The organism is Tunicatimonas sp. (genome assembly GCF_049647865.1).
Taxonomy (GTDB): domain Bacteria; phylum Bacteroidota; class Bacteroidia; order Cytophagales; family Cyclobacteriaceae; genus Tunicatimonas.
The window spans coordinates 1-10,379 of sequence record NZ_JBARYM010000686.1 but is presented as its reverse complement, the minus strand read 5'-3'; the positions used below and the strand labels follow the sequence as shown (position 1 = coordinate 10,379).

The 10,379-nt window shown below is 41.9% G+C and carries 9 protein-coding genes; 5 read left to right on the top strand and 4 right to left on the bottom strand.

The genetic code is table 11. The annotated features are described in order from the left end of the window. Nucleotides 1-1,370 (bottom strand): MFS transporter (locus tag WBA23_RS20100; RefSeq protein WP_424584069.1); only part of this gene is annotated, 1,370 nt, incomplete at its 3' end. An 88-nt stretch (nt 1,371-1,458) separates the two neighbouring features. Here WBA23_RS20100 and WBA23_RS20095 point away from each other — a divergent pair. The 4 genes from WBA23_RS20095 (at nt 1,459) to WBA23_RS20080 (ending at nt 5,345) form a co-directional block, all read left to right on the top strand. Next, complete coding sequence (locus WBA23_RS20095) at nt 1,459-2,085, top strand: hypothetical protein (protein WP_424584068.1); 627 nt, start codon at nt 1,459-1,461, stop codon at nt 2,083-2,085. A 108-nt stretch (nt 2,086-2,193) separates the two neighbouring features. Beyond that, nucleotides 2,194-3,450 carry a mandelate racemase/muconate lactonizing enzyme family protein gene (locus WBA23_RS20090; RefSeq protein ID WP_424584067.1) on the top strand — a complete coding sequence of 419 codons (1,257 nt, stop codon included), beginning with the start codon at nt 2,194-2,196 and terminating at the stop codon, nt 3,448-3,450. Between the two features lie 44 nt (nt 3,451-3,494). Further along, on the top strand, nt 3,495-4,022 hold the full coding sequence (locus WBA23_RS20085; protein ID WP_424584066.1) for a DUF6155 family protein: 528 nt from the start codon (nt 3,495-3,497) through the stop codon (nt 4,020-4,022). Between the two features lie 201 nt (nt 4,023-4,223). Beyond that, entirely contained in the window at nt 4,224-5,345 is a 1,122-nt protein-coding gene (locus tag WBA23_RS20080; RefSeq protein ID WP_424584065.1) for an ATP-binding protein, read from the top strand. Nucleotides 5,346-5,618: 273 nt separating this feature from the next. Here the strand turns inward: WBA23_RS20080 and WBA23_RS20075 are convergent, their stop codons facing one another. The 3 genes from WBA23_RS20075 to porQ all read right to left on the bottom strand — a co-directional run bounded on the left by WBA23_RS20075 (nt 5,619) and on the right by porQ (nt 9,208). After that, entirely contained in the window at nt 5,619-6,347 is a 729-nt protein-coding gene (locus WBA23_RS20075) for an SDR family NAD(P)-dependent oxidoreductase (RefSeq protein ID WP_424584064.1), read from the bottom strand. A gap of 346 nt (nt 6,348-6,693) precedes the next feature. Continuing rightward, a complete protein-coding gene (gene hslU, locus WBA23_RS20070) occupies nt 6,694-8,094 on the bottom strand; it encodes an ATP-dependent protease ATPase subunit HslU (protein ID WP_424584063.1) in 1,401 nt (466 codons plus the stop codon). A gap of 91 nt (nt 8,095-8,185) precedes the next feature. After that, nucleotides 8,186-9,208 (bottom strand): type IX secretion system protein PorQ, encoded by a 1,023-nt coding sequence (porQ, locus tag WBA23_RS20065; RefSeq protein WP_424584062.1) that lies wholly within the window; start codon nt 9,206-9,208, stop codon nt 8,186-8,188. Between the two features lie 11 nt (nt 9,209-9,219). Here porQ and WBA23_RS20060 point away from each other — a divergent pair, with 11 nt between their 5' ends. After that, on the top strand, nt 9,220-10,194 hold the full coding sequence (locus WBA23_RS20060) for a DUF72 domain-containing protein (RefSeq protein WP_424584061.1): 975 nt from the start codon (nt 9,220-9,222) through the stop codon (nt 10,192-10,194). Nucleotides 10,195-10,379 lie beyond the last annotated feature (185 nt).

The following is a 10,379-nucleotide window of genomic DNA, read 5'->3' as shown; positions in this document are numbered from 1 at the left end:
GCCTGTAACATCACCAAATCCCGAGTGCTATTTTCTAGCGATAGTGAATCGACCGCCGGGGTTAAAAAGTTAGTAAACAATATCACCGCTAATGCGCCAACGGTGGCATTAGCAAATACGTTAGCGGTTCGGGTCATCGCATTATTGATACCCGACGCTGTTCCTGCGTTCTGATCAGCTACGGCGGTCATCACGGTGGTAGTGAGAGGAACAACTGTCAAGGACATACCCAGACCAAATAATAGAATCCCTGGAAAATAGGTGGTCCAGAACTCAGAGGGACCATTGGTAAGTCCAACAGTTGAGAACCAAAGAAAACCTAACCCTGCCAACGTTGACCCGCTCACTAGTAGCCAACGAGAACCGTAACGATCGACCAATCCCCCGACATAACGGGCTAAAGACGCTAGTAAGATTGTGAAGGGTACCATAGTCATACCAGCTTGTACTTGCCGGTAGCCCTGAATTTGAACTAAGTTTAAGGAGAGAAACAGCATTCCAACCGATAGCCCAGCATACAACAAAAAGGTTATCAAGTTTGCCCCGGTGAAAGTTTGATTGTTAAATAAGCGGAGGGGCACCATTGGATTGTTCTTCACTTGCTCGATGCGAATGAAACTGGCTAACAACAACGCTCCAACGACTAACGCACTATATACTTTCCAATGGCTCCAACCAAACTCAGGAATTTCTAAGAAGCCGAAAGTAAGCAATGCCAGTCCTAACGCCACTGTGGTAGCTCCGGCGTAGTCAAGGCGATGATCCAGACTATCATCAGAGCTTTCAGGCACCTTCCGAGAAAGAACAACTAATGAAGCCAGTCCGATGGGCAAATTGATAAAAAAGATGGCTCGCCACAATCCGGCATCCCCCAAAGCGCCGCCTAGTATGGGACCACCCACAGTAACCAGAGTAGTTGCTGCCGACCAGGTTCCAATTGCTTTACCTTTTTCCTTATTATGAAAAGTAGCTGAAATAATCGAAAGGCTACCCGGAATCATTAGTGCTCCCCCTATGCCTTGCACTGCTCTGGAACCAATTAGCCATTCTACTGAGGGTGAGAGCCCACAAGCGGCTGATCCAATCATAAAAATGACTATCCCAATCATGAAAACCTTCTTCCTGCCTAGCTTATCGCCCAACGAGCCTCCTACTAGAATAAGTGAAGCCAGCATTAACAAGTAGGCGTTTAATATCCAAAAGATATCGGTACCGTTGGCCTGAAGGTCATTTTGCAATGAGGGCAAAATCACATTTAAAGCAGTAGAGTCAATAAAAGCCATGCTAGAAGCCAGAATAGTGGAGGCAAGAATCCATTTTCCAGCCGCTGATGAGAGCGTAATTTCAGCGTTGGGGGTAGGTTCAGTCATGAAGCGATAAATTAGCGAAAAAATAATAGGGAGCTTTGTAATTCTTGAATTAATAGTTATTGTTGGAACAACGATATAGTAAGAATATATGGAGGAAAACAGTAGTGATCGAAACGAAAGGGTATCCCGACAATTTATCAAACAAGAGTACGGTAGTATTCCCGAGCTATTCTATTCACATAATACAAAGGCTCCGTTTGAGCACTGTATTTCTTGTGATCGGGCACTGCAAGCACCCAATACCCAATATTTGGTAGAGAAGGCATTTCGCAATTATCCTGAATTTAAAACCACTGACGTGATTTTTGAGTACGCAATGTGCCTTAATTGTGCCGAACAAATGCGAAAAGAATTATCGCTCTCTTCGCTATCTCGTATTCAAGAGTTTTTTGAAAATCGGGTTGACTTTCACCAGCGACGGGATCAACTAATGCATTCAGATTCACTTAATGCTCCCGCTTGGTTAGAAAACTGCTTAGTTACGGGGGAGGCGCAGCCTTCGTTAGAAGAATACCAGATTTACGGTCACTTTGTAGATAACCGTTGTATTTATTCGTTTCTGCCGTATATGATTAGTGGCACAGCCGTAGACGAAATCACGAACCTTCTTTCCGAAAAAACGCTAGGCGAAATTGATCGTTTTATAGATGAAAACTTTGGTTTACCACCTGAGTTGAAAAAGCCAATACGAGACAATCCCATTATTTTTGTCTAATAGCTTAGGACGTATTCAGCCTCAAGCTTAAAAATGAACTGTATTATTAATTGAACCAGAGTCTAACAATACAAGTATTAGACAAATGGTCGTCTTACTAGTTTTATTATGCACAACCGACGAAACTTTATAAAAACTGGTTTAGCCGCGGGTGCTAGCACACCATTTCTACCATCGGTGAAGGCTACTTCTCCTACTCTCACTTCGGCCGATTATACTGAATTGGACCAAGCGTTAGCTCAACCAGTCTTGAAGCGTGAATTTTTTCCCGACCCAGTGATGATTGAAAGCTGTGAACTGCTGAACTACAATAGTAATTACATGGTACGAGTACGTTCCACCGACGGTGCCGAGGGCTACTGTGTAGGGCATAACCTCCGAATGCCTCACCTCTACCCTATACAGACAATGCTAGTAAACCCTTACTTTGTAGGTAAAGATGCCCGAGATCTGGATCAACTGATTGAAGGGGTGTTTATGTACAAGAACAACTATAAATACCAAGGTTATACCCTATGGATTCCAGTGGCTACAGCAGAAATGGCGGTTCTGGATTTGCTGGGACGTATCGCTCAAAAAAGTATGGGCCAACTCATTGGAGATATTCGTAATACGGAGATTGCCATCTACCGCGCTAACAATAATCGGGGGAAATCCGCGGAAGAAAGTATTGAACGAATTAAACAACTCCAGGCGGAAACCAACGCCAAAGCAGTCAAATTTAAGATTGGGGGAAGACGAAGCAACCCCGAACAACCTACCGGACGCACCGAGCGTCTTATTCCGATGATGCGGGAGGCTTTTGGCGATGATACAACCATTTACGCAGACTGTAACGGCAGCTACGGTGCGCCCGAAGCTATTCGCATTGGCAAATTGCTCCAGGAGAATCGTATCGATCTTTTTGAGCAGCCAGTGCCTACTGATTGGTACGAAGACTGGAAACTCACTGCCGATGCTCTGGACATACCGATTGCTTCGGGTGGTGGTGAGGTGAGTCTACGGAATTTTCGCTGGCTAATTGGCAACGAAGCGGTGCAAATGGTGCAGCAAGATCTGTTCTACTTCGGAGGAATGATTCGCTGTATGAAAGTTGCTCGTATGGCTGCTACCAAGGGTTATTCTTGTGTGCCCCATATTTCGGGAACCGGACTTGGCTATATCTACATGATGCAATTTGTATCCGCTCTACCCAATGCTGGCCCTTACCACGAATTTAAGGGTCTAAGCACCGATGTACCCTTTGAGTGCAAAACATCTTCACTAAAACCTGAAAACGGGGTTTTACATTTGCCTTCTGGCGTAGGCAGTGGAGTTGAGATTGACCCCGAATTTATCGCCAAACACAAAATAATCAACGCTTAAACAATAGCTTCTGCTTTAACTAACGATTGCAAGCATTTAACCAAATGAAAAAGTCAGTTAAGACCGAATTGAATAGATACTTAAAAGATTTGGATAAGAAGGAGCTAGAAAATGAGATAAAAAAGCTCTACTCAAAATTCAGAGATGTAAAGAAGTATTATGAACTTGAACTAAGTCAGGATACTACTGCTGTTCTAAACGAGTTCAAAGCACGGATCAAACAGGAATATTTTCCGAAACGAGGTTTTGGTAGAGCAAGTAACCAGACCAGTCGAAAAGTGGTAAGTGATTTTAAGAAAATATCAAAATTCAATAAAGATGTCATCGAACTACTTCTGTATAGAGCAGAAATGATGATCGAGTATACTAAGGCGTACGGAGATATAGACGAGCCGTTTTACAACTCATTAGAAAGCTCATTCGAGGAAGCCTGCAAACTTATAAAGGAAGAACAATTAGAGCAAGAATATAGGGTTGATTGTCGTAGATTAATAGATCAAACCTATCAATTTGGTTGGGGCCTCTACGATGGATTAACGTATAGTTATAATAGCTATCTGGATGATTGCTAAATCTTGGCCGATTTTCTGAATCAAACCTTCTTAGCTAGAATAAGATTATTTCACTAATCTTATTATTATGGATAGCTTTGTATAAGATTAAACATTTGATCTTATATGGCAATAAAGTTTTCTACGGAATAAGTATTAGACCGAATTCGGTTTGAGAATCCTTGGTGGGAGTCAAGCACCATTGACGAATATTATGGGAATATGAGAGCCAGAGAATACTTTCAACTCCTTTATCCTTTAATTACTGAAAAAAGAGTTAAAAGAGCTTTGGTTTTAATGGGACCACGCAGAGTTGGAAAAACAGTCATTCTCTATCATACTATTGAAAAGCTAATAGAAGATGGTATACCACCTGATAATATTTGTTACTTTTCTATTGAGACCCCACTCTACAACGGAATATTTCTCGAGGAGCTGGTAAAGCTATACCTCCAACTTCAATCAAAAAAGTCAACAGAGAATTGCTATATCATTTTTGATGAAATTCAGTATCTTAAAGATTGGGAAATTCATTTAAAATCTTTAGTCGATTCTTATCACTATATCAAGTTTATTGTTTCTGGTTCTGCCGCCGCTGCTTTAAAACTAAAGAGTCAAGAATCAGGTGCTGGAAGGTTTACGGAATTTATTTTACCTCCCCTAACCTTTCACGAATTTTTGTCATTAACTAATAGTGAAAATATTATTAAGGTAACCAGTAAAACTGTTGAGAACGAGAATGGCGTTTTTAACAAAGCATTTTACTCTACTTATAATATCAGTAAACTCAATGAGCACTTTTTGAACTATATAAATTTTGGTGGCTATCCAGAACTATCCTTATCAAAAGTTATCCAATCTGACCCAGGAAGATATATTCGTAATGATATCATTGATAAAGTATTAATGCGGGATTTGCCTAGCTTATATGGAATCAGTGATATTCAAGAACTGAACTCCTTATTTACCTACATTGCCTATAATTCTGGCAATGAGATGTCACTCGATGAAATTTCCCAAAACTCTGGTGTTGCAAAGAATACTATCAAAAAATATCTCACCTATTTAGAGGCTGCTTTCTTAATTAAGATCATTCATCGAATAGATCAAACTGGAAAAAAGTTTAAACGGGCCAACTTCTTTAAGATTTATCTCACCAATCCATCATTACGTAGTGCACTATTCTCTCCAATCAATGCCACCGATGATTTTATAGGAAATATGGTTGAAACCGCTATTTTTTCGCAGTGGCAACATTGTCAGAATTCACAGCTTTACTACGCTAGGTGGCAATCTGGCGAGGTTGATTTTGTTTCCTTAAATGAGAAACAAAAACCAGCTTGATGTAATGAAATAAAATGGACAAACCGCTATGCAAAAAACCCGGGAGAGTTGAAAAATGTAAGGACATTTTGCAATAAGCATGAACTATATGAAATTACGGTAACTACAATTGATATAACGAAGGATATTGAAATAGATGGACTAATGTATTCTTTTGAGCCAGCAAGCTTGTACTGCTATACCGTTGGAAGAAATCTAGTAACGAAAAAGGCTAACCCACCTACATTATTGATTTAAATGATACCTACTATTCGTAACCTTACGAAATGGCTTTTAAAATTCCCGAACATCCTGACGGACTTCTTGAAATTCTGTGGGGTGGTTAATTAAGTAGAAGTATTTATCCGCAGTTTGCTGAGGGTTATCCAAAGCTCCTTCAGACTTATAGTCTTTGAACTTTTGCAGACGGCTAAAATTCTGTTCATCTACATCGCGAATGCTGGTTTGCATTTGGGTATCTACAATACCCGGAGCTACCGCGTGTACTCGAAAATGTTGGACGTTTTGCTCTTTCAGTTCTAAAGCAGCTACTTCTGATAGCATATCTAAGGCCGCTTTGGAAGCACAATAGCCCGACCAACCGTCCACTGGGTACCGAGAGACTCCCGATGAAACATTGATGATAATTCGTTCGGCTTCTGCTGTCTGATAAGCCCGAATAAAGTGATTCATTAGAATTGCCGGTGCCGTAACGTTCACTGAGAAGAGCTGATCAATCTTACTATCTTCAAGTGAACCGAAGTATTTCACATCGCCTAATGTTCCGGCATTATTAATCAGCACAATTCGCTCGGCATTGGGGAGTTTGGTAAATATGGTTTCGGCTGTAGACCCTAAACTATCTACATTCGATAAATCGAGCGAGTGATGTGTGTAGTGGGGGTGTTCAATTCTTTGTTGACGGGAAAAACCCACGACTTGCACATTCGCTTCCTCCAAAGCTCGTTCGGCTAGGGCTTTACCAATTCCTCTACTGGTTCCGGTTATAAAATAATAGTGCATTTTTCAATGAGCAGTGAACAATGAAAATTTGAAATACGAAGTATAAAAAAGAGAAGGGGTATAAAGATTGATTAGAACTAAAAATTAATAGAGCAGCTCGCACCCTTAGTATCTGCTCTTCGATTTACCTTGATTTTTTCGTAGTTATATCTTCGATCTCGGTATCTTCCTCAACTACAACAACAATATCTTCCTTGAATTTTTGCTCATCGTAATAAACATTAAGCAAGGTTAGCATTTAGGCCACTCCTACCGCCCAAAAAAGATTACGAGTTGTCGCCAGACATCTTTCAGTACTGGTTTCATAACAAGAGCCTCATATTTCAAGCCCTAAACACTCTTCCTTCTATAAAATAAACTGGCTCAAATCTTTATTCTTCACTAATCCTGATAAACTTTCTTCCACCATATCTTTAGTGATTACCAGATGAGCGTTCGGGCCAATTTCATCGGGCACATCAAATAAAAAGTCGTTAAGCAAATGGCTCATGACAGTATGCAACCGTCGCGCGCCAATATTCTCGATTTCTGAGTTAATCTGGAAAGCAATATCAGCCAGAGCATCCAGTGCATCACTTTGGAATTCTAGCGTAACATCTTCCGCGCCAAATAAGGCTTGATACTGCTTGGTTAAAGCATTTTTTGGTTCTTGTAAAATACGAATAAAATCACCTTTCGTGAGATCATTCAATTCAACCCGAATTGGGAAGCGCCCTTGTAACTCGGGAATTAGATCAGATGGTTTAGATACATGGAACGCTCCCGCTGATACAAACAAAATATGGTCAGTATGAATAATTCCGTACTTAGTATTCACAGCACTACCTTCTACAATAGGTAGCAAGTCACGCTGCACGCCTTCTCGACTCACATCAGGGCCGCCTTTTCGATCGGAACCCGTTGCAACCTTATCTATCTCATCAATGAAGATGATTCCGGTATTCTCCGCCTTTTTTATAGCCTCTTCCTTCACCTCATCCATATCGATTAGCTTAGCAGCCTCTTCTTCCAGTAGAATCCGCTTGGCATCACCAATGCTGACCTTACGTTTCTTGTTCTTTTTGGGCATCATATTGCCAATCATCTCCTGCAAGTTCATCAGCGAACTTTCGTCAACCATACCCCCACCAATCATGCCTACTCCGGGGTTACCAGCCTGCTTTATGTTAATATCAATTTTACGGTCATCAATTTCTCCGCTGCGGATTTTCTCCCGAAATCGCTCACGGGTGCGTTGGTTTAGTTCTTCATCGGTGGTAGGTTCGCTGTTGGTTTCAAAACCTACTGATGCCGGTTTATTTTGTGAAGGAGTGCTTTTGATGGGAGGTATCAAAGCATCCAGAATAATCTCTTCCACAAACTCCGCTGCTTTCTCTTTTACCTCCTCTTGCTTGCGTTCTTTTACTAAATTCACCGACTGCTCGACCAAGTCGCGCACCATGCTTTCTACATCGCGACCAACGTAGCCTACTTCAGTAAACTTTGATGCTTCTACTTTAGTGAATGGCGCATCGGCCAAATTAGCTAGGCGGCGGGCAATTTCGGTTTTTCCCACTCCGGTAGCACCAATCATTAGTATATTGTTCGGGATAATTTCGTTTTGCATATCGCTGGTCACATGCATCCGCCGCCAGCGATTACGAAGGGCAATCGCCACATTCTTTTTTGCATCGTCTTGCCCAATAATATACTTATCTAATTCAGCAACAATCTGACGGGGGGTTAAGTACTTCTTATCTGCTAACATGCTCTATTATCTTGATTTTGAATTTTATAGGATTCAATAATTACAATTTATGACGAATGAGGTCGGATCGCCGAAGCGAGTGATTTTTATGCTAAGGATTACGGAAAAATAATTGATTCAGATCTAACGATAGTGAAAACTGATTATAAGCTCCGGTAGCGTGGAGAACTGCTCGGCTAAAATCAACCCTAAATGTACTGGTTCTAAACATTAATCCGTAGGTAAGTCCCGCTCCGCCGGCTGTTTGTTGTAACTGTAACGCACTTCGAGTCAAATGGTTGTAGCCAATACGCACCTGAAAGTTAGGGCTAAGCAGCAGCTCGGAGCCGAATGATAGATGCCGCAATATTTGTCCGCCAACTCCTAATTCGTTTCCATCCTGCTCCCAATAACCATACCCTCGAATAAGCCGGTAAGTGGTCAGATGGAAGCGAAACGGCATAAATTGTGGCTTTACTGACACTCCAATCTTTACGTCAGTAGGCAATTCTCGAATGCTCGGAGAAAGTTCGTCTTGTAGTAAGATCCCAAAATTGCTAAATACTAATGCTATTGTTAGATCCTGCGTAGGATGCCGGAATACTCCCGAGATATCAGCTAACAACCCAGTTGCGGTGTAACCGGAAATCTGACTATTCACCCACTTTAAGTTTCCACCCAACCTAAACGGTCGCATCTCGTGGATGTAATTAATGACTACGGCAAAATCTTGAGCAGAAAAGTTGCCAATCGGTAAACCAGCAGCATCAAACCCTTCCAGCGAACCATAATTTAGGTACTGAAGCGCGACCCCAAACGTGCCGACTGCTTTGCGATGATAGGAATACCCCAGCGATACCTGAGAAATATCGGCGTAGTAGGGAGTGTAGTGAATAGAAATTTGCTGATGAAGCTCAGGCTGATTGAGAGCCGGATTAAACAGAAATTGGGTCACTTCCTGCACTCGGGTTGAATCGTCACCTAAGGCTACTTGCTGGCGACCTAAAGCCGTAATTTGAGCTGTTGGGCTGATCTCTAAAAACTCAAAAATACGTTGCCCGCCTACTTGTGCGAAAGAATGATTAGTGGCTAGCCCAACTACCACTATTCCCATAAAGCGCAGAAATCTTTGCATGTTAGCTAGAAATGACGCAAGTTAGTAATCCTGATAAAACTGCCAACGCAGATTCGTCGTTTCACGTATTTGTTTGTATGAAATTCGGAAAACTAGCTGATATATCGCGGGTTAATTTCACTCTTCCGCCCGACCACCCGGCTACCCAGCAAGTGCTTGAAAATCAAACAACTTCCGCAACCCTACGAGTATTTGTCGGTTCTGCCCGTTGGGGAGAGCGCGACTTGATCGGAAAAATTTATCCACCCAAAACTCCCGCTAAAGAATATCTCACTCACTATTCACAGCACTTCTCAACCATTGAACTCAACAGTACCCACTATCAGCTTCCCAGCGTAGATCAGGTAATTCAGTGGAAGGAGAAGGCAGAAGATTCATTTACTTTTTGCCCGAAACTACCTCAATCCATTAGTCATCAGGGCGATTTTGGACAAGGAATTTATGCGACCGAACAGCTCACTCCAGCACTACGCGCTTTTAGTAATCAGCTAGGAATCTCCTTTATGCAACTCCCGCCCACATTTCACCCTCAGCAGGGCAAGTCCCTTTTTAACTACTTGGAGTACTGGCCTCAAGATATTCCGCTCGCAATAGAATTTCGCCATCCCGATTGGTTCAGTGAACCACGAATCCAAGATCGGGCTTTTCAATTGTTAGAAGAATTAAAGGTTAGCACAGTAATCACTGATACGGCCGGACGTCGCGACGTAGTACATATGCGGCTGACTAACCCCAGTGTAATGATCCGTTTTGTCGGGAATCGGCTTCACCATACGGATTATCTGCGGATTGATACTTGGGTTGAACGAATCAAGAAATGGATTACGCAGGGAATTCAAGAGGTGTACTTCATTGTTCACCAGCCTGAAGAAGCCCTGTGTGTAGACCTCAGCATTTACTTGGTACGACGGCTAAACCAAGAGTGTGGTTTAGGATTATCGGCCCCTCAGCCACTTTCTATTGGTGAGCAACAAGAGTTATTTTAATTTTTTACTATTTACTTGACTTAAAACGACCTCTGTCTAAATTTGTTAAACTAACAATTACACTATAAGTATGTCGCTATGAAAAAACACACTACCACTTACCTGTTAACCATTCTTTGTACTGCCGTTCTGTTTTCCTGTCAAAGCCGGGAAACATTGGAAGTTACGGCTACCGCTTATAATTC